Genomic DNA, 19,818 nt, shown 5'->3' with positions numbered 1-19,818 from the left:
GATTTGAAAATGTCCAGTAGTGTGGTCTTTAATGTGTACTCTATTTGGGCCGGCACCATTTTAGCCAATTGTGTTGCGCCCACCAGTAGCGGAAAATTAGAACGAATAAGCCCCCAAAAGTTATATAAATTTAAATTACACCTGCTGCCTACCAGCCTATCGCCTACCACCTTTCTTCCCCTTCCCCTTCTCCCAAAGCTCCGCCTCCCGCATCAGATCCTCCAGCGACATATTATCCGTCCGGCTAAAGTGCAAAGTTTCTTTGTATTCCTGCCGGTCGAGCTCGACGGTCTTGATTTCCGTGCCGGTGTACGCCTCCACCGCCCGTAGTTTGTCGTGTTCCTGCGGCGAGCAGAACGTGTAGGCGATGCCACGGCGGTCCCCCCGGCCGGTTCTTCCCACGCGGTGGACGTAATTATCGGCCTGGTCCGGCAGGTCGTAATTGATGACGTGGGTGACGTCGGCGATGTCGATGCCCCGGGCGCTCACGTCGGTGGCGACCATGAGGCGCGTCTGGTTTTCGCGGAAGGCTTCGAGCGCGTCGTTGCGGTCGTCCTGGCTCATGTCGCCGTGCAGGACGAGCGAAATAATGTTAACCCGCCCCATCGCCTTTGCGACGCGTTCGGCGCGGACACGCGTCCGGACGAAGACCAAAATTTTAGCCTCCGGATTCTGCTTGTAGAATCTTTCGAGGAAAAATCGCTTGTCATCCATCTCAATGAAGACGACCGAATGATCGACGTTGCGGGAAATTGGATCTTTGGGGGAGATTTGTATCCGGATCGGTTTCTTGACCAGCGTGTAGGCCAGTTTTTTGATCTTCTGGTTGATCGTTGCGGAGAAGAACAACGTTTGCCGCCGCATTTTAAGGTGGCCGAGAATGCCCCGAATATCGTCGATGAAACCGAGGTCGAGCATCAAGTCCGCTTCGTCCAGCACCAGGATATTAACGCGCTCCAGGCGTAAGGCTTTTTGGTTAAGTAAGTCGAACATGCGCCCCGGCGTGGCAATCAGGATGTCGACGCCCGCCTGCAATTCTTTGATCTGCGGGTCCTGCTCAACGCCGCCGGTGAGGGCGAAAACGTTGACGCGCGTCCCTTTCGCCAGATCGGTAAATACGGAATCGAGTTGCATCGCCAGCTCGCGCGTCGGCACCATAATCAGGCACTTGATGCCGTCGGCCCTGCGCTGATTTTCCTTATTCGTGTGGATGATTTGGAGCACCGGAATGGCAAAAGCGGCCGTTTTTCCCGTTCCCGTTTGCGCGATGCCCATCACGTCCTCCCCGTTCAGGATGTGCTTGATGGCTTTGTACTGAATGTCCGTCGGGCGCTTCCAACCCAGCTTGCCGATGCTGCGAATGATCTCCGGGGCCAGGGGGTAATCGGTAAATTTCATGGCGCGAAGATACGGCGGGTTGGTAACCCTTCGGTCGGTAGTTGGCGCGGTCGCGGGTGCGCGGTAGATTTTGCAGAGCAGGGTTATTGGGCCTCGTGGCCCGATGTGTCCACCGCCCAGTCCCGAGATTTTACCGTATTCGGATACTACCTCCGCAAATTATTGATAGACAAGGTAATGTGCAAAATTCTGGCTCCTGTTAACCGTCAGTAAACGGGTAAATTCGCAAGTATTCGGTTAACATGCGACTGTCATCGACCCTGACTGGCACCTTGCGATCAAATCAACCGACAAAACGATGTTAACCCATAACAACCATGTCCAGCTCACGGGCCGGGTGGGGCAGCGGCCCGAGCTCCACTTCCTGACGGACGGCACCCCGGTCGCCCGGCTGCGGCTATATCTCGGGGTACCGCCCATTCCCGGGGCGTACGATCGAACGGACCAATCTTTTCGCATTGTCGCCTGGGGCGAAGTAGCGCGGCAACTGTGCCTCCGGGCGACGAAGGGCAACAGAGTGACCGTGCGGGGTCACCTGCGTAACCGAAGCTTTCAGCGCGACGGACAAACCCACGTCCGCACCGAAATCCACGCCGACTACTTTCAACACATCGGCAATCCCGCAGTACCATCAAAAATAGTGCTCACATCCGAGACTGTCAATCCATCATAATCATACAACCCAACGACCATGAACCAACTCACCCTAATCGGTACCATCTTCAAATCGCCTACCTATCACTGTACCGAGCGAGCCCGCGATTTACTCCGTTTTACCCTCCAGGTTAAGCGCCAGCAAAAGATGCGGGCGGTAACTCGTTCTCCACTCAGGGCAGCTGAGGTGCCCGCCGACGTTCACTACTGCCTCGCCTGGGGGCCGGCCGCGCTCGATCTCCACGCCAACCTTAAAGCCGGTGATCGGCTGCTGGTCAGTGGAGAACTTCGGTACTCAAACCACCGGAACCGCCGTGGGGAACTCAGCCGGTTCGCGGAAGTCTACATAACGGGCTACACTTATCTCGGTCAAGAGAAGCCAAGCAGGAGCGAGAATAACCGCTACGTTAGCCGTGCGACCAGACTGGGAGTCGCGAGGGAATAAGTCACCAACCGAACCCTGCCAGGGATCGCAGGTTAGCATACTGCCTATGAGTAAGACCATCAACCTAGTTTGCGAAGAACAACAGATTAACGCCTACGGAAAATTCGGAGAGATTGAAGTATGGCCCGGTAGCCCTTATCCGCTAGGAGCGACTTGGTCCCCGAAAGGATGCAACTTTGCCGTCTTCAGCGAAGGAGCCACCCGAATGGACCTAAGCTTGTTTCGGGAAGACGCGCCGGAAAAAGAAATCTACCGCATCCAGATGATGGAACAGACGGACCTCGTCTGGCACGTCTTTATCCCAAACATAGAGACCGGCTGGCGCTACGGTTACCGCGCCCACGGCGAGTGGAACCCTAACGCCGGTATGCTTTACAATCCGCACAAATTACTTTTAGATCCTTACGCCAAGGGCGTGGGTGAAGAAATTCAGTGGGGCCCCGCCATGTTTCCTTACCCCATCAAGGGCAAAACCGAGAACCGGTTTCTCAAAATGAATAAAAAGGATTCTGCTCCTTTCATGACCAAAGGGGTAGTAATCGATACCAGTTTCGATTGGGAAGGCGACGAACTGCTCAAACACCCCATGCACAATACCATCATTTACGAAGCGCACGTCAAGGGCCTCACTCAGTTGATGCCCGACGTGCCGGCCGCGGAACGGGGAACGTACAAAGCCCTCGGCCACCCCGCCGTGATCGAGTACCTTAAAAACCTCGGCGTCACGGCCATCGAGCTCATGCCCGTTCACCACTTCGTGCAGGACGACCGCTTGGTTAAGATGGGTCTACGGAACTACTGGGGTTACAACAGTCTGTCGTTCCTCGCGCCCCACCCGGATTACGCGGCGGCGGATAAGCCCGAGGACCAAGTCCGGGAGTTTAAAGTGATGGTCAAAGAGTTGCACAAAGCCGGTCTGGAAGTGATTCTCGACGTGGTTTACAACCATACCGCCGAGGGCAATCATTACGGCCCGATGCTGGGGATGAAAGGCTTAGACAACCAGAACTACTACCGGCTGGTACAGGACCAGGAGCAGTTCTATATGGATTATACCGGCACGGGTAATACCATCGATATGACGAGCCCGCGCTCCCTACAAATGGTGATGGATAGTCTACGCTACTGGATCACCGAGATGCACGTAGATGGCTTTCGCTTCGATCTAGCCAGTGCCCTGGCGCGTGGACTTTTCGAAGTTGGAAAGTTGAGTACTTTCCTGGACACCATTCACCAGGATCCAATCATCAGCCAGGTAAAACTGATCGCTGAGCCCTGGGACGTTGGTCCGGGCGGTTACCAGGTTGGTGGTTTTCCCGTGCTTTGGTCGGAATGGAATGGTAAATACCGGGATAACGTCCGTGCCTTCTGGCGGGGCGATGCCATTGGGGTAGGGGAGCTTGCTTACCGACTCAGCGGTTCTTCCGACCTCTACGAGCTCAGCGGCCGCCGCCCCGGTGCGAGCATCAACTTCATCACCGCCCACGATGGCTTCACGCTGCGGGATTTATACAGCTACGATGACAAACACAACGAAGCCAACGGAGAAAACAATAATGATGGTGAGAACCATAACCACAGCTGGAATTGCGGCGTGGAAGGCCCGACGAATGACCCGGAAATCAATGCGCTACGACTAAAAATGCAGCGAAACATGCTGATCACCCTGTTCATCAGCCAGGGCGTACCGATGCTGACGATGGGAGATGAATACGGTCGCACGCAAAATGGCAACAACAACGCCTACTGCCAGGATAACGAAATTAGTTGGTTCGATTGGGATTGGTCGGCCGAACAGCGCGCCTTGCACTCCTTCACGCGCAAACTCATCGCGCTGCGGAAGGATAACCCCATTTTTCACCGGCGCCGTTTCTTCAACGGGCGCACCATCGATGACAGTAACTTATCCGACATCCTCTGGATCAGGCCCGACGGCAACGAGATGGGCGAAGGGGATTGGTCTGACGATCAGGTCCGCAGCTTGGGTATGCTCCTAAACGGGGAGGAAATGGACGAATACGACGAGCGTGGCCAGCGCATCAAGGACGATATTTTCCTGGTCGTGCTGAACGCTTTTTGGGAAACTGTAAAGTTTCGCATGCCGGGCGTCCAGGAGTTCACGCGCTGGGAGGCTTTAATTGACTCTACCACCGATGAAATTCCGGTTCAGGAAGATATTCTGGCGGGTGGTGAATATGCCGCCGCGCCACGATCGATGCACGTCTTCCGGCTCAAAACGAGAACTGCCAACCAGACTGGTGACGGACACCGCAAGGTAACGATCGTCGATCAGGTCCGTAAGTTGTGGGCGATGATTCAGGAGTAGTAGCAAAGTAGTCCCCAACCAAAACCTGCGGACCAGTATCTTCGCCCCATGCAACTGCTAAACCACCAACAGATCGCGAGTAAAGTCAATCGCCTCGCGATGGAAATCCTCGAGCGGAACACCGACGAGGGGGAGCTCTACATCATCGGCATTAACAACCGTGGTCTACAGCTGGCGGAGAAGTTAGTCGCGGGTCTGCGTCTGGTGAGCAAGGCCCCCTTTCACCTTTGGTCACTGAGCATTAGCCCCGCAAGCCCACTTGATCCCGGGCCTGTTCTGGACGGTAATCTGCAGGATTTGGCGGGGAAAGCCGTACTACTCGTCGACGACGTAGCTAACACCGGAAGGACGCTCTTCTACGCCCTCCGTCCCCTCCAGGAGGTGTTGCCCAAGAAGATAGAGGTAGCCGTGCTGGTGGACCGGCGGCACAAAAGCTGGCCAATTTACGTGACCTACAGCGGGCTCGACTTGAGTACCACCATCGGTGATAATATCCTGGTAAACTTCTCGGCGGAAGGGGATTCCGCGAGCCTGGAATAGTGGTAATTTGTCCGCAAGCAGCAGCAGTTTTTGGGGAGCGGAAGCCGAGCGTGCGCGGTCGCCAGTGCAATGATTGTCGGTCTGGCGGGGTGTCGATCACTCCGTCCGAATATTGACGAAGGATCTCTGCCTCACCAAAAATTTTTGCATCCCGCGTCCGCGCCCATCTTTTGCTTGCTATTGCGGCCGGCATCGTGGCCGAAATTATATAGTAAATTCAGACCATAATGTCCTTTATCGCGGTGCCCGTCACATCCGTCAATCGGAAATTCCTACCCTGAAACGGGTAGGTGAATTTCTCGTGGTCAAAACCCAGCAAGCCCAGCACCGTAGCCTGCACGTCGTGCACGTGCGCCCGGTCCCGGACGCCCGCGTAACCAATCTCGTCCGTTTCTCCGTAGACGACCCCGGGTTTCACGCCGCCCCCGGCCATCCACATCGTAAAGGCTTCTCCGTGGTGATCCCGCCCGAGAAAGGGCATTTCAACGCCGCCCCGGTTTTCCCGCATGGGGGTGCGTCCGAACTCGCCACCCCAAACAACTAGGGTGTCCTCCAACATACCGCGCTGTTTCAAGTCCTTGATGAGTGCCGCCATCGCCTGATCAATGCCCTTGCACTGCGCCGGTAGCCCTTCTTCCAAACTAGTCGACCGGCTAGAACCGTGATTATCCCAGCCCCAGTCATATAACTGGATAAAGCGAACGCCGGACTCAGCTAACCGGCGCGCCATCAAGCAGTTATTGGCGAAAGTAGATTTTCCCGGCGTCGTTCCGTACATCTCGTGGATGTAATCCGGCTCCTTTTCGATGTCCATCACCTCGGGGACGGACATCTGCATCTTAAACGCCATCTCGTACTGCTTGATCCGCGTAAGTGTTTCCGGATTGCCCACTTCGTCGTACTGCCGCTTATTGATCTCGTTGATTGCCGCGATCGACTTGCCCCGTAAATCCCGCGACATCCCTTCCGGGTCACTGAGGTACAAGATCGGATCGCCCGCCGTACGGCACTGGATGCCCTGATGGATGGACGGCAAAAAGCCGCTCCCCCATAGTTTTTTGCCGCCACTCGGGTCCCGCCCACCGGATACCAAAACGATGAAGCCCGGTAGATTTTCGTTTTCGGACCCTAAACCGTAGGTCACCCAGGAGCCGAAGGAAGGCCGGCCCGGTCGCGGGCTTCCGGTCTGCATTAATAGTTGTGCCGGGGCGTGGTTGAACTCCTCCGTGTGCACCGCCTTCAGGAAAGCGACTTCGTCGGCTACTTCGCTAAAGTTGGGTAACAAATTGGATACCCAAGCGCCACTTTGACCGTGCTGTTGGAAAGTTGCCTGCGAGCCCAACATCATGGGCGTGCCCTGGATAAAAGCGAAGCGCTTACCGGCCAGCAGCGAAGGCGGGCAGGGTTGGCCGTCCAGTTTTTGCAGCGCGGGTTTGTAGTCGAACAACTCCAGTTGCGACGGGGCACCGGCCATGTGCAAATAGATCACGCGCTTGGCACGTGGCGCATAGCTAAGTGCCGTCGCCATGATTTTTTCTTCCTTCGTCTTGGCGACCTGGGCACCCGCGTCCGTGCCACACCCCATCAGGCCACCGAGGGCGATACCACCTAAACCCAGCGCTCCCTGGCGTAAGAAATGGCGTCGGCTATTGTACTGAGCCTCCCGGTGGCGAAATTCATTTAACAGAGGGTTCATATCAGCTGATGGTTAGTAGTTCGTCAATATTAAGTAGCGCGTTGGCCACTACGGTAAGGGCGGTGTGCGCATCCTGGTGGGTCGCGTAAGCGTCGTCGTAAAGCTGAACGAGTACCTGCTGCTCCAGCGGTTCGGCCGGCCGGCGGAGGAGCAATTCGTAAAGCCCGTCGATCCGTGCTGGCACATTGGGAAGGTTCGAAACTTCGTCGGCGAGCCGTTCGGCTACCTCCAGGTACGCCGGATCGTTGAGCGTCATCAGCGCCTGTAGCGGCGTGTTGGTAATCGTGCGGCGGCTGAGGCACAGCTCGCGATTGGATGCATCGAAAGTGCTCATGACCGGATGAATGGCGGACCGGCGTAGGTGCGTGTACAGCGCGCGCCGGTAGCGGTCTTCACCCGTGCTGTTGACCCACTCGTTTCTACTGTGCGTGATGGTGCCCCACAAGCCGTCCGGCTGTGGCGGCATAACACTTGGTCCGTAGCATTTTTCGGTGAGCAGTCCGCTGACGGCGAGGGCTTGGTCGCGAATTTCCTCGGCGGTCAGGCGTTTGCGCGGGCCACGGGCCAACAATTCGTTGTGGGGGTCCTTGGCGAGCAACTGCGGAGTGGCCCGGGAGGATTGCTGGTAGGTATTCGACAGGACAATCTGACGTAACAGTCGTTTTTTGCTCCAGCCAAGCGGGCCGCTGTACTCCGTGGCGAGGTAGTCGAGTAGTTGTTGGTTTTTGGGTTTGGACCCCTGGCTACCGATGTCCTCGGTGGTGGCGACCAGTCCGATACCGAATAATTGCCCCCAGGTACGGTTAACGGCTACCCGGCTGGTGAGCGGTTGGTCCGGGTTGGTGAGCCAACGAGCAAAGTCGAGTCGATTTTCAATGGGTGTGTCCGCCTCGCCGTCGAGAAGCTTAGGTACGCCGCCGGTCACTTCGGGGCCGTGCACCATCCAGTTCCCCCGCTCGAACAGGTAGCTTTTCCGGCGGCTTTCGTCGGTGGTTTCTACCATGATCAAGGTATTGACGGAGTCTTTTGCCGCTAGCAGGTCACCGATAAATGTTTTGATGTCTTCCGCGCCGGGTTGTTCCGCGCCGGGCAGTTTCGGCTCGTAGCCAATTGCGTCGATGGCCAGTATTTTGCCATTGCCATCGCCCCGGGTGACAATGGAAAGCACCCGTTCGCCACCAGGAATTACTAAGGGTAAGCGAATGTCCTCCTGTCTGCCCCGTTCAAAGGCATGGGTGATCAAGAGTTGACCGGTCGGTGAAGCCAACCGAACCTCTAGTGTGCCTGATCCAAGGGGCCTGAGGTTGACGTGGAGCGCCGCTACTTCTGAAAGATCACGGGGGGGAAGCGCGAAAGAGTTGCCGGGGCGGAGGAACATGATGTCCTCGTCAGCGCGCGCGGTAAAGACGCCGCCTTCGACGTTTTCGAACAGGTCGGGGCGAAGGCGGGGTTCCCGAACCTTGATGAGTTGCCGCCAACTTTGCACCTGCGTCCGCGCCTCCTCTTCCGCGTGCTCCGTCACCCAGTCTTCAAGGCGCTTGTACTTTACTTCATCGGCTGCGTAGAGCGTGCGCAAGCGGGGCGCCTCGCTGACGTGGTCGTGGTCGACGGTGTTGTTGAACAGCGCGTAGCTGGTGTAAAATTCTTCGTAGCGGATCGGGTCGTACGGGTGCGCGTGGCACTGTACGCAGCCCATCGTGGTCCCCTGAAAAACTTCCCAGGTAGTGTTGACGCGGTCGATGACGGAGGCAACGCGGAACTCCTCGTTTTCGGTGCCGCCTTCGCCGTTACTCAGTGTGTTGCGGTGAAAGCCGGTGGCGACTAGTTGGTCTTCCGTCGGGTCCGGTAGGAGGTCGCCGGCTAACTGGTGCGTCACGAAATCGTCGTAGGGTAGGTCGTCGTTAAAAGCTTTAATTACCCAGTCTCGGTAGCGCCAAATCTCCCGCGGCCGGTCGCGTTCGTAACCGCGTGAATCGGCGTAACGCGCGAGTTCCAGCCATTTGGCAGCCTGGTGTTCGCCGTAGCTGGGCTGCGCCAGCAGACTGTCGATAAGCACTTCGTACGCTAAGTCACCCGACAGGAACACCTCGGCCAGAAACTCAGGTGCCGGTAATCCGGTGAGGTCGAAACTTACGCGGCGCAGTAGCTCTCTTTTGGGGGCGCGGGGCGCGGGTACCAGGTCGTAGGGTAGGAGCGCAGCCATCACGAAGGCATCGATGGAATTGTCCGGTTGCCCGCCTTCAATAACCGGGATTTCGGGTTTGGTCGGTGCCAGATAAGCCCAGTGCTCTTCCCACTCCGCGCCTTCCTCGATCCAGGTTTCCAACAGGTGAATTTCTTCTTCCGACAGGGCAGGTCCCTCGAATGGCATCCTGAGTTCTTCGTTTTCGTGACGGACTCGCGCGATTATTTCACTCTGCCCCGGCTTACCGGGCACGATGGCGAATTTTCCGTTATCCGTCTCCCGCAATGCATTTTCCCGAAATACCAACCCGAAACCACCCGCTTGCTTGACGCCGCCGTGGCAACCGATGCACTTTTCGTTGAAAATTGGCCGGATGTCCTCGTTAAAATTAATGGTTCGCTCTTCCTGACAAGTCAACATTATGAAAGCGGATACAAGAACCAGTAGTGATCGCTTCATAATTTAGGCGGCGTAGATAGGTAGGAAAGTTACGGTAATAAATTGAGCTAAACCCTGCGTAAGCGCACCGGCTGGGTCATGCCCGATAGCCACTGCGGCACGTAGATGTTATCGTCTTGGTCCAGGCACACGTCGTGCGGGTTTAGCAAGGTGCGGCCATCCCATTCGACGTCGCGAAAGCTAGTTTGGGTTGTCGGCGCAGATCCGCCGGGTAGCGATACTACCTCAAAATCCTTGTCCAGCACGGCAATCATGCCATCGTAGTGCCAATTGCTCTTCGTCCAGATGACCGCAAACAGCGTGTGCTCGCCAGAAGTAACGGGGCGGCAGACCTTGAGGCCCGGCAATTCGTAGGTTTGCAAATGCCGACCGTCCAGCGACCAGCGCTGAAAATTCTGATTGCTTCGGCTCGTAATTAATAATTCCTCCATTCCGCGCCGACCGTCAACGACAATGCCGTGGCAGCAACTAAAGTGGTCCGGCCCACCGAATACGTTCTTAAGTCGTCCCTGGCTATCGTAGTGAAAAATCTTATTGCTCCCGTACCCGTCCGCGACGTATATATCCCCACGCTCGGTGACGGTGGTTTCCGTGGGTCGGAAGGCTTTTCCGGTAGGAATTTCTTCCGCCGGGGCGCTCAACTCCCGAACAAGTCGTCCGTCCAAATCGAGGTTAATAACCCGACCACCGGCGGAATCGGTGACCCAGAAAGTCTGATCGGAACCTTCGCCAGCCAGCGTGAGTCCGTGTGGTTCCTTAACGTTATGGTTGATGGTGTCGACTACCTTTCCGTCTTTATTATAGAGCAGCAGGTCACATTTGTCGCTGACGACCGTGCAGGCCAGTCGGCCCCGAGCATCTAACACCATTTCGTGAAAGTGCACGACTGGTTTCAGGTGAGCACTGAGTTTGCTCCACTGCTTATCGGCGGTGTACTGAAAATCACCGTGGCCAATTATTCCGGGACGTTCTAGTGGAGCAGCGTTAGCGGAAAGGTTAATTGGATTACCTATGCAGCCCGCCAGCGGCAGCGTTACGGACAGGCTACTGGCAGTTTTTAAAAAACTTCTTCGGGTGTTTTCCTCAGTCATGGCTCCTTACTTTTTAGCCGCGTCTTTTGCCGCCGTTCCTGCTCCGTAGCCAGTTTCTACGTAAATCTGTGGATTGTCGCTCGCGAAAGCGGCCGCGCCAGCGGGGCTGACGTTGGTTTGCCAGAGGTAAAGGCGTTTCAAGCTAGGGAAGCGTTGAAGGTGTTCAAAACTCGCGTCGTCCAGTTCCGTACCGTAGACGTTCAGGCTTTCCAGATGCCGGAGGCCAGTTAGCTTTTCCACCGTACTGGCCGTAAGGTTGGTTCCGTTCAGGCGAAGACGATTCAAGTTGGGAAACCGAACGAGCGGTTCCAGTTCAGCATCGCCCAGTGGCTGATGGTCCAGGCTCAAGTAGACCAACTGATCGGTCGCTACTTCGGCGAGCCTTGCGAGCGCTTCGGCGGTTATGCTTTTGTTGGCCATCGGTTTGGCTTCGAGGGCACCGCCATCGGGTTGCAGGGCTGATAATTGCCAATTTAGCGCTACCAATTCTTCCTCAACGGCCGGAGTAAGTCTCGGCACCTTTATCCTTTCAACGAAGAGGCGCGGTCGCAGGTCCAGGCCATAGTCCCGGAGGAGCAGTGTTTTAAGGTCGGCGGGGGTATTAGCGGGGTCCAGGACAAATAGTGTGTCTGCCCCCTGGTCGATCCAGTACCGAAGCAAAGAAATTTGGGTAAAGCTCCAGGGCGTTCCTCCGGGCGGCATCGCTTTGACGTTCTCGCGGGGTAGGGTAACGCGTTTTAGCCAATTGCTACGCAAAGGTTCTCCAGCGCTGAAGAGCGGGCCGCTATCACCACCGGCCAGCGCGAAGCGCGGCTCATCCATCCGTAGGCCACCGTTCTGCTTCTGGCCATTGTGACATTTTGCGCAGCTACTGCTAATGGCGGGCCGCAGAAATTGCTGGTAGAGGTTGATGGAATCTAAGTCGTTACTTTCCCAGTCGACCAGGGCCATCGACTCCGGCGCGTGACCGGCCAGCTGTTGCACTATCGGCGGCGCGTGTTGAAAAAGGTAATCTTCTCCGTGCGTCAAATTCCCTCCCTGATGACCGGCGAGACTAAGTAAAACGACCACCAGTACGCCGTATCCTTTTGCCAGTGCGCCACCACGATTTGTCACGAATACACCAAAAATGGCCAGCACCGCAACGCTGACCCCCAACCAGCGGTGCCAGAACAGCGTATCCCCGCCACCACTTTCCATTGCCAGCAACCAGCCACATCCGGCAGCCGCTACCGCTGAAGCAGCCCCCACTGCCCAAGCCGCCCGCACGGCTAGCCGGACTTTCTCCCCCGGCCACCATTCCAGGAGCGCCGCCATGAGTAGGAACCCGATGGGGAGGTGAACTACCAACGGATGAAAGCGACCGACGAAAAGCGGAAAATCCGCCAGAAAAAGTTGACTGAGGTGCATGAACTTACTTGTACGTTCTAATATACATCAGGTGTACCAGAGTCAAAGCCTTTGCGATGAATGTTAAGTACGCTACGACAATACCAATCGGTTGCTATCAAATTTTGATGACTAAAGCAAGAGTCGACCCCATGCAAAATGGCGCATTTTGCCGATTCGCGGGACTGATTCGCGCGTGATTGACGCCATCCGCTGCTCGCCGGGGAAGTTGCGAGCAAACTCTTTTTTATGAGCTAAACTCCAGATCTCCAGTTCAGTACCCCCCGTACGCTCAGATAGCCTGCAAAATATCGTACTGCGCAACGAGGTACTTCCGCCCCGAGCGATCGGTAGTAACGACCGCGGGGTTTTCCTTCGTGATGTGTTTGCCCAACTCAGAGAGCGTCATATCCGGGCCTACTTCCGGGAAGGGCTTGCGCATGATCTCCGCCACCTGCTGGTTGGCATTTTCCATGGGGTTGGCCAGTAGGAAATTCAGGACATCCGTTTCGACGATCGAGCCGACCATCTCTTCTCCGTCCAGGACGGGAATTTGGCTGAACTCGTGCGCCTTCATTAATTTCAGCGCCTCCTTGACGGTTGCCGTGGGTTGAATGCTGGCAAAAGCCGTATCCTTCTTGCCCGCAACTAAGTCGCTTACCTTCAGCTCCGCGTCCAAAAATCCGCGCTCCCGCATCCACTCGTCGTTGTAGATCTTGCCAACGTAGCGACTGCCGTGATCGTGAATGACGACTACCACCAGATCATCCGGTGACAGCTTATCTTTCATCTGCAAGAGCCCCGCCACCGCGCTGCCCGCCGAATAGCCGAGCAGCAAACCTTCTTCCCGGGCCAGCCGGCGCGCCATCACGGCACCATCCTTGTCGGTCACTTTTTCGAAGTGGTCGATGACGTCGAAGTCCACGTTCTTCGGAAGGATGTCCTCACCAATCCCTTCGGTGATGTAAGGGTAAATTTCTTTTTCGTCAAATTCGCCGGTCTCCTTGTACTTCTTAAATACGGAGCCGTACGTGTCAATCCCCCAGACTTTTATGTCCGGATTTTGCTCTTTCAAAAACTGACCCGTCCCGGAGATAGTCCCTCCGGTACCTACACCCACGACCATGTGCGTAATCTGTCCGTCGGTTTGTTTCCAAATTTCCGGCCCGGTGGATTCGTAGTGCGCCTTCCGGTTGCTGAGATTGTCGTACTGATTGAACCAGTAGCTGTTGGGGATCTCCTTGCTCAACTTTTCGGCAATGGAGTAGTAGCTCCGGGGGTCCTCAGGTGTGACGTTCGTTGGGCACACGATTACTTCCGCACCCATCGCGCGGAGGATGTCCAACTTCTCTTTGCTCTGCTTATCGGACGTCGTAAAGATCGCGCGGTATCCCTTGACGCACGCCGCCAGCGCGAGGCCCATGCCCGTGTTGCCGGAGGTGCATTCAATCATCGTGCCCCCTGGCTGTAGGCGGCCGTCCGCTTCCGCGTCTTCGACCATTTTCAGCGCCATCCGATCCTTAATGGAGTGACCGGGGTTAAAGGTTTCCACCTTCATGAGCACCTTGCAGGGCATGCCCTTCACCACCCTGTGTAACTGCACCATCGGCGTGTTGCCAATCGTCTCGAGAATATTGTTCTTTACGTCCATAGTTGGTAGAATACAAGGAAGGCCCTGGCTTGTTCAACAAGCGGGGCCCAGGGTGTTTACAACTGACTTTTTACCGACAGTAGGGTAGCGGCAGGGGTAAACCTTAAATGGCAATGATTCACCACTCGCCTTTCCCAATCCGAATCTTGCGATCCAATTCCGCCAACGCGCGCTTTACCTCATCGTTCGTGTCCATGAGGTCTTCTACCGTCTTCAAGGAGTAGATGACGGTAGAGTGATCCCGGCCCCCAAACAGCTTGCCAATGTTTTTCAGGCTATTGTTCGTGTGCTGCTTGACGAGAAACATACTGATCTGCCGGGCGAGGACAACCTGCCGGCGGCGCGTGGTGCTTTTTATCTTTTCTACGTCCAGATCAAAGTGTTCCGCGACGGCCTTCTGAATGATTTCCGGCGTGACCTCACGGTGAATGTCCGAAACGAAACTCCGCATGACGTCTTTTGCAAGCGGGATATCCAGCTTCTCCTGGCCCGTGATGCCCCGCTTCATGACCATCGTGTTGAGGATACCCTCGAGCTGACGGATGTTGTGTTGAATGTGAAAGCAAATGAATTCGGCCACCTCCGTGGGCAACTCCACGTTGTTGTTCATCGCCTTGCAGGTCAGGATCGCCATCCGCGTTTCCAGGGCGGGCTCCGAAAGGTCGGCGCTAAGTCCCCACTGGAAACGACTCCGTAGGCGTTCCTCAATATCCAGTTCAATGATGGGCCGGTCACAGGTCATGATGATTGCCTTGTTGTTCTGGCGCAGGACGTTGAAGAGGTTAAAGAAAATATCCTGGGTCTTCTTTCGGTTGACGAGTTGCTGGATGTCGTCAACCAGCAGAATGTCCACGTTTTGGTACCAACTCAGTAGCTCATTGGTGGAGTTCGTTGCGATCGAGTCGACCAGGTGCTGGGTAAACGTATCCGCACCGACGAAGAGCACGGCCTTATCCGGGTATTTCTCGTTGACGTAGTTACCGATGGCGTGCAGGAGGTGCGTCTTCCCCAACCCACTACAACCGTGAATAACCAAGGGGTTGAAAGCCGTTTGCGTAGGGTTGTCCGCTACCGCTTTGGCGGCGTTGCGGGCCAGGCTGTTGCAATCCCCCTCTACGAAGTTGGTGAAAGTGTATTTATCATCTAGGTTGGAGGGAATGCGGGGACGACCGACGCCGGCGATGACGAATGGGTTGCCGGGCATTTTAGCCTGCGTAAGCTGGACTTGTTCGGTCAACTGACCCTGGCGGCGGGATAGGCTGGGGGTACGAACCTTAGTTTTTACCGGGTTGATGCGGTACTGTAACCGGCCCGGCGTGCCGAGTGCTGCGTTCAGACTGTTCTTCAGCACCTCCACGTAATGCTCCTCGAGCCACTCGTAGAACAGCCGGTGCGGGACCTGAATGGTAAGCTCATTATCGACCAAACTCACCGGGCGGATTGGCGCAAACCAAGTATCGAAAGCCTGCCCACTCACGGTCTCACCGATGGTCAAAAGGCACTTGTTCCAAAGCATGTCGTGGTCCTGATTCATAGTCAGTTGGTGTACCGTATTCTGTCCCAAGTGCAGAGATGGTTAGTGCCTTGGGCGGGGATTAGCCCGGCAAGGAAGGTGAAAGAAAACTATGAATCAGTAAGAAGGAATGCAGTAAGGCAGTGCGGAGAGTGATGATCGAAAACCAATCAGTCTACGCTGGCTCAGCCAGAAAATGATTGGTTGGTACCTTCCGGTCGAACGCTAACGGGAAAAATGTAGAGAACGACGCTGCGTAGAGCCAGTTCTCAGGATAAGTTCGCCTGCCTAAACGCCGATTGAGGATCGGCGCCCAGCAAATATGAGAATAAAACGGCCAGCCCGCCAAAGAATTCCTGGCTTAATTTGAAAGAAAAGCATCCGTGGCGGTAGCGGCAGATATTTTGCCATTTTGACGTAACCAAGCCGCTTCGATGGATGAGTTTATACTCGCAAATTGTTGCAAGCCACGCAGGAGCGAGCCCCGCCACCGGGAAACGTCAGGTCCAACCGCCCGACCCGTAATCCACCGAAACCGACCTGGTTAACGATGACCGGAACGCCCTCCGCGTTCGGTGCTTCCACCGGTGCGTCCAGGAACGTGTGCGTGTGTCCCCCGAGAATAATGTCGATGTCCTTGCTGGCGGCGGCGAGCTTGATGTCGTCCACCTTATCGCCCCGGTACCGAAAGCCCAGGTGGCTCAGGCAAATCACCACGTCACACTTTTCGCGGTGCCGCAAGATGGCCGCCGTCCGGTTGGCGACTTCCGTCGGCTCCAGGTAGTTCGTGCGGCCGTAGAGCTTTTCGGGGACGAGCCCCTGAAGTTCGATTCCGACTCCGAAGACACCAACTTTCACGCCGTTCTTTTTGATGATTGTGTAGGGTTGTGTCTGGCCCGCCAATGGCGTCCCGGCGAACTCGTAATTAGCCGACAGCATCGGAAATTTAGCGTGCGTCAGTTGCGTGGCCAGGTTCTCCATCCCGCCGTCAAAATCATGGTTACCGATCGTTGCCGCATCGTAGCCCATCTTGGTCATCAGCTTCATCTCCAGCTCACCGGCGAAAAAATTGAAGTAGGGCGTGCCCTGAAAAATATCGCCGCTGTCGAGCAGGATAACGTTCTGTTCCTGCCGGCGCACGTCTTCGATGAGCCGCATCCGCCGGATGGCCCCGCCCTGGTTCGCGTTGCGACCACCGTCGTCCGGAAATGGATCGATCCGGCTGTGCCAATCATTGGTGTGCAAAATGGTGAGCTTCCGCGTGGAAGGAGCGACCGCCGCCGTAGCCAGCCCCGGCACTAGCAAGACGCCACCACCAACGGCCGCGCGGCGGATAAAAAATCTTCGGTTCATAATGCTTTATTTATTGCGCGGTCGCCCCGATTAAGTGCGGGACTAGCTGCCGCGGTCGCGGGTGCAGGTAAATTTTGGGGGGAAGGCAGGATTGGTTGAATTATAACCGCATCCTGTCGCCCGTAGAACGAACGTCGATCGGACCAACGGAGCGCCCGGCAAAATCGACCAGCACCTCCCGCAAAAATTGACCGGAGGGAAGCTGGATTTTACCCTTCAGCATGGCCGCATCACTTCCGCCGTCGGCGACGTAGTCGATCGTGGCGACGTAATAAATTTCTTCCGGGTTCAAGGATTGACCGTTTACCGTCACCCCCAACTTCCCGCCGGTGCGGCGCACCGCCAACTGCTCACTGACCGGCCAACCTCCGGCGTTCGCCACGTGGTTGAGGAATTCTTCGACCTCGGCTCCGTTCAGCTCGAGTAGGACGAGTTCGTTATCGAACGGCATGAGTTCGTACACTTCCGAAACGAGGAGCGGCCCCGTACCGATCTCACCGACCCGCAGCCCACCGATGTTCGTGACCGCAAAGGCGATCTGCTTACCCGGATAGTATTCTTGCGCCGCGGCGTACATGATGTCGGCCATCCAGTTTCCCAGGTTACTCTCGGGGGCACCTTTTTTCAGCGGCGTGGCGACCTGGGCGAGTACGCGATTCATTTTGGCCGTCAGTTGATCTTTGTACGGATCGATCATTGCGGCTACCTCATCGGCTCCGCTCTCTTCCAACGTACCCCGCACCCGCGACGCGCTAGCTAGTCCCGCACTTAGTCGGGGCGACTGCGCGCCGTCAATTTCGTACAACTGCGGGGCAACCGTGACCGGCCCCAAGCTCGCTTTGCAGCCAACGAAAGAAAATACGGCAATGATCGGCAGCAAAAATTTACACATCGGAAGCGGATTTGTCGGTCAGAGAAATAAATAAAAATACCCAACCCGCGATGAAAAATACACCGCCAACGGGGGTAATCGGCCCCAGAAAGGAGACGGGCAGTCCGTGGACTTCGCGCAAACTAAGTAAGTACAGTGAACCGGAGAAAAGCAGAATACCAATCCCAAAACACCAAGCCGCGCGGCCGAGCCGCACTAACGAAAATCCAGGCAACGCGGATAACACCACTACGAAACCCAGGGCGAACACGTGGTAAAAATGATAGCGAATGCCCGTCGCGAAAGTCTCCAACTCCGCCGGCCCGACCAAAGATTTCAACCCGTGCGCCCCGAAAGCGCCCAGCGCAACGGCCAAAGCCCCGAGGGCGGCGAACAGACGTAAGTAGTTTTGCATTTCACGAAGGTACTCTAAGGTCCATGGTCTGGGGTCTTTGGTCTGAAGTCTGTGCCCCTGCGTTTAAGACCACAGACTACAAACCCCAGACTAAAGACCACAGACCACACACCACCGACTAAAGACCAACTATGAAAGCATACGTATTCCCCGGCCAGGGCGCTCAGTTTACCGGAATGGGCAAAGACCTCTATGACCTCAGCGGCCCCGCCAAACAACTTTTCAAGCAAGCCGACGAAGTACTTGGTTTCTCACTGTCCAAGACCATGTTTACCGGCACCGAAGAGGAGCTTCGGCAAACAAAAATCACCCAACCCGCCATCTTCGTCCATTCCGCGATCACTTACTTGGTGGCCGAGAACGTAGAGCAACCTACCGCCGTTGCCGGGCACAGCCTTGGTGAATTTTCCGCCCTCGTCGCCGCCGGTGCGCTGGATTTTCCATCCGCACTCCGTCTCGTAGCCGAGCGCGCGGAGGCGATGCAGGAGGCTACGGACGCCATCCCCGGCACAATGGCCGCGGTGCTCGGGCTCGCTGACGACATCATCGAAGAAGCGTGCGCCGCCATCGAGGAAATTGTCGTCCCCGCGAACTACAATACGAACGGGCAACTCGTCATCTCCGGCTCCCTCGAAGGTATTGAGAAGGCGAGTAAGATACTGACGGACTTGGGCGCGCGCCGCGTCGTCCCCCTCCCCGTAGGTGGCGCCTTTCACAGCCCGCTGATGCAACCCGCCCAGGACCGCCTGAAAGCAGCCATCGACGCCGCTCACTTCCGTCCCCCCGCTTGTGAAATTTATCAAAATGTGGACGCAAAACCATCTACTAAACCCGAAGAGATCAAGCAAAAGCTAATTTCCCAGTTAACTAGTCCCGTCCGTTGGACGCAAACGGTTCAAAACATGGCCGCTGCCGGATTGACTGTTTTCGTAGAAGTAGGTGGAAAGGGCAAGGTGCTTGCGGGGTTAATCCGTAAGGTGGATCGGTCACTGAGTGTAGAACAGTTAGGGTAACGGAGGTGGTAGGCGGTAGTCTGTAGGCTGGTAGGTGGTAGGGCGGAATCAGATAGTATGGGGATATTGGTAATTACGTATAGGAGGGAAGTTATCGGTAAGTATCTACCACCTACGTAACTACCGCCTACCGCCTAATTCTTACTACCGCCTAATCTCCTACCCCCTAATTCTCCCCCCGCCGATTAAGCTCGTCCCGAATCAAAGCCGCTCGCTCGTAATTTTCGTTCCCGAGCACCTCTTCCAGCATCTTGGATAGCTCCCCGGCGTTGTACCGCGCCAGATTATCTTCGTTGGTCATGTTGCTGGCGCTCTCCGTCTCGTCGGGCGCGCTGTCTTCCTCCTCGTCTTCGAGTGTTATCCCGGCTTCTTCTAAAATGTGGGCGTAGGTGTAGATGGGGCAGTCGAAACGTACGGCCAGTGCGAGGGCGTCGCTGGTACGGCTGTCGACTTCGATGATTTCGCTGTTACGGTTCAGGACCAGACGGGCGAAGAAAACGCCTTCGCGCAAGTCGTTAATGATGATTTCCCGCATCTCCGTACGCAGGATGTCGAGCGTGTTCTTAAAAAGATCGTGCGTCATCGGTCGCGAGCCTTCCAGCCCTTCGATGGCGATGGCAATGGCCTGCGCTTCCTGGCTACCGATGATGACGGGTAGGCGGCGCGCACCTTCGCGCTCCCCGAGCACTACGGCGTAGTTGGTCGACTGGGTAACGCTGCGGCTAATGGCCATGACGCGGAGCTCGATCTTATTCATAAACGGGGTTGGGTATAGATGGACGAACGACCAGCCTTCGATTTGGTTCTAAAATCGCAAGC

At 56.1% G+C, this 19,818-nt stretch carries 16 protein-coding genes; 5 read left to right on the top strand and 11 right to left on the bottom strand.

Annotated elements, in window-relative coordinates; genetic code table 11:
- Positions 1-156 precede the first annotated feature (156 nt).
- On the bottom strand, positions 157-1,398 hold the full coding sequence (locus GGR27_RS03365; RefSeq protein ID WP_168035967.1) for a DEAD/DEAH box helicase: 1,242 nt from the start codon (positions 1,396-1,398) through the stop codon (positions 157-159).
- Positions 1,399-1,696: 298 nt separating this feature from the next.
- Between GGR27_RS03365 and GGR27_RS03360 the strand changes: the two genes are divergently transcribed.
- From GGR27_RS03360 to GGR27_RS03345, 4 genes are read left to right on the top strand one after another with little or no spacing between them, the layout of a single operon-like run.
- Positions 1,697-2,071: a single-stranded DNA-binding protein gene (locus tag GGR27_RS03360; RefSeq protein WP_168035966.1), complete on the top strand. Its 375-nt coding sequence runs from the start codon at positions 1,697-1,699 to the stop codon at positions 2,069-2,071.
- Between the two features lie 18 nt (positions 2,072-2,089).
- Positions 2,090-2,497 carry a single-stranded DNA-binding protein gene (locus tag GGR27_RS03355; protein ID WP_168035965.1) on the top strand — a complete coding sequence of 136 codons (408 nt, stop codon included), beginning with the start codon at positions 2,090-2,092 and terminating at the stop codon, positions 2,495-2,497.
- Between the two features lie 46 nt (positions 2,498-2,543).
- A complete protein-coding gene (gene glgX / locus GGR27_RS03350; protein ID WP_168035964.1) occupies positions 2,544-4,823 on the top strand; it encodes a glycogen debranching protein GlgX in 2,280 nt (759 codons plus the stop codon).
- A 48-nt stretch (positions 4,824-4,871) separates the two neighbouring features.
- A complete protein-coding gene (locus GGR27_RS03345; RefSeq protein WP_168035963.1) occupies positions 4,872-5,363 on the top strand; it encodes a phosphoribosyltransferase family protein in 492 nt (163 codons plus the stop codon).
- A gap of 217 nt (positions 5,364-5,580) precedes the next feature.
- On the opposite strand, the gene GGR27_RS03340 is transcribed toward GGR27_RS03345, so the two are convergent.
- The 9 genes from GGR27_RS03340 to GGR27_RS03300 form a co-directional block, all read right to left on the bottom strand.
- Complete coding sequence (locus GGR27_RS03340; protein ID WP_168035962.1) at positions 5,581-7,059, bottom strand: DUF1501 domain-containing protein; 1,479 nt, start codon at positions 7,057-7,059, stop codon at positions 5,581-5,583.
- A gap of 1 nt (position 7,060) precedes the next feature.
- Positions 7,061-9,703: a PSD1 and planctomycete cytochrome C domain-containing protein gene (locus GGR27_RS03335; RefSeq protein ID WP_168035961.1), complete on the bottom strand. Its 2,643-nt coding sequence runs from the start codon at positions 9,701-9,703 to the stop codon at positions 7,061-7,063.
- A gap of 47 nt (positions 9,704-9,750) precedes the next feature.
- Positions 9,751-10,794, bottom strand: a complete 1,044-nt coding sequence (locus tag GGR27_RS03330; protein WP_168035960.1) for an NHL repeat-containing protein — start codon at positions 10,792-10,794, stop codon at positions 9,751-9,753.
- A gap of 6 nt (positions 10,795-10,800) precedes the next feature.
- Positions 10,801-12,204, bottom strand: a complete 1,404-nt coding sequence (locus GGR27_RS03325; RefSeq protein ID WP_168035959.1) for a c-type cytochrome domain-containing protein — start codon at positions 12,202-12,204, stop codon at positions 10,801-10,803.
- A 271-nt stretch (positions 12,205-12,475) separates the two neighbouring features.
- Positions 12,476-13,834: a pyridoxal-phosphate dependent enzyme gene (locus GGR27_RS03320; protein ID WP_168035958.1), complete on the bottom strand. Its 1,359-nt coding sequence runs from the start codon at positions 13,832-13,834 to the stop codon at positions 12,476-12,478.
- Between the two features lie 118 nt (positions 13,835-13,952).
- Positions 13,953-15,368 carry a chromosomal replication initiator protein DnaA gene (gene dnaA, locus GGR27_RS03315; protein ID WP_168035957.1) on the bottom strand — a complete coding sequence of 472 codons (1,416 nt, stop codon included), beginning with the start codon at positions 15,366-15,368 and terminating at the stop codon, positions 13,953-13,955.
- A 423-nt stretch (positions 15,369-15,791) separates the two neighbouring features.
- Positions 15,792-16,700 (bottom strand): bifunctional metallophosphatase/5'-nucleotidase, encoded by a 909-nt coding sequence (locus GGR27_RS03310; protein WP_168035956.1) that lies wholly within the window; start codon positions 16,698-16,700, stop codon positions 15,792-15,794.
- 100 nt (positions 16,701-16,800) lie between these two features.
- Positions 16,801-17,592 (bottom strand): 5'-nucleotidase C-terminal domain-containing protein, encoded by a 792-nt coding sequence (locus tag GGR27_RS03305; protein ID WP_168035955.1) that lies wholly within the window; start codon positions 17,590-17,592, stop codon positions 16,801-16,803.
- Positions 17,585-17,986: a DUF423 domain-containing protein gene (locus GGR27_RS03300; RefSeq protein WP_168035954.1), complete on the bottom strand. Its 402-nt coding sequence runs from the start codon at positions 17,984-17,986 to the stop codon at positions 17,585-17,587. Before GGR27_RS03300 ends, GGR27_RS03305 begins: the two co-directional genes overlap by 8 nt.
- Before the next feature lie 131 nt (positions 17,987-18,117).
- Here GGR27_RS03300 and fabD point away from each other — a divergent pair, with 131 nt between their 5' ends.
- Positions 18,118-18,999, top strand: a complete 882-nt coding sequence (gene fabD / locus GGR27_RS03295; protein WP_168035953.1) for an ACP S-malonyltransferase — start codon at positions 18,118-18,120, stop codon at positions 18,997-18,999.
- 166 nt (positions 19,000-19,165) lie between these two features.
- Here the strand turns inward: fabD and GGR27_RS03290 are convergent, their stop codons facing one another.
- Positions 19,166-19,756: a bifunctional nuclease family protein gene (locus GGR27_RS03290; RefSeq protein ID WP_168035952.1), complete on the bottom strand. Its 591-nt coding sequence runs from the start codon at positions 19,754-19,756 to the stop codon at positions 19,166-19,168.
- Positions 19,757-19,818: the final 62 nt, after the last annotated feature.

The sequence above is a fragment of the Neolewinella antarctica genome (genome assembly GCF_011927835.1).
GTDB classification, from domain to species: domain Bacteria; phylum Bacteroidota; class Bacteroidia; order Chitinophagales; family Saprospiraceae; genus Neolewinella; species Neolewinella antarctica.
The sequence above is the reverse complement of the archived record's forward strand: the minus strand, read 5'-3'. Positions and strand labels throughout refer to the sequence as shown.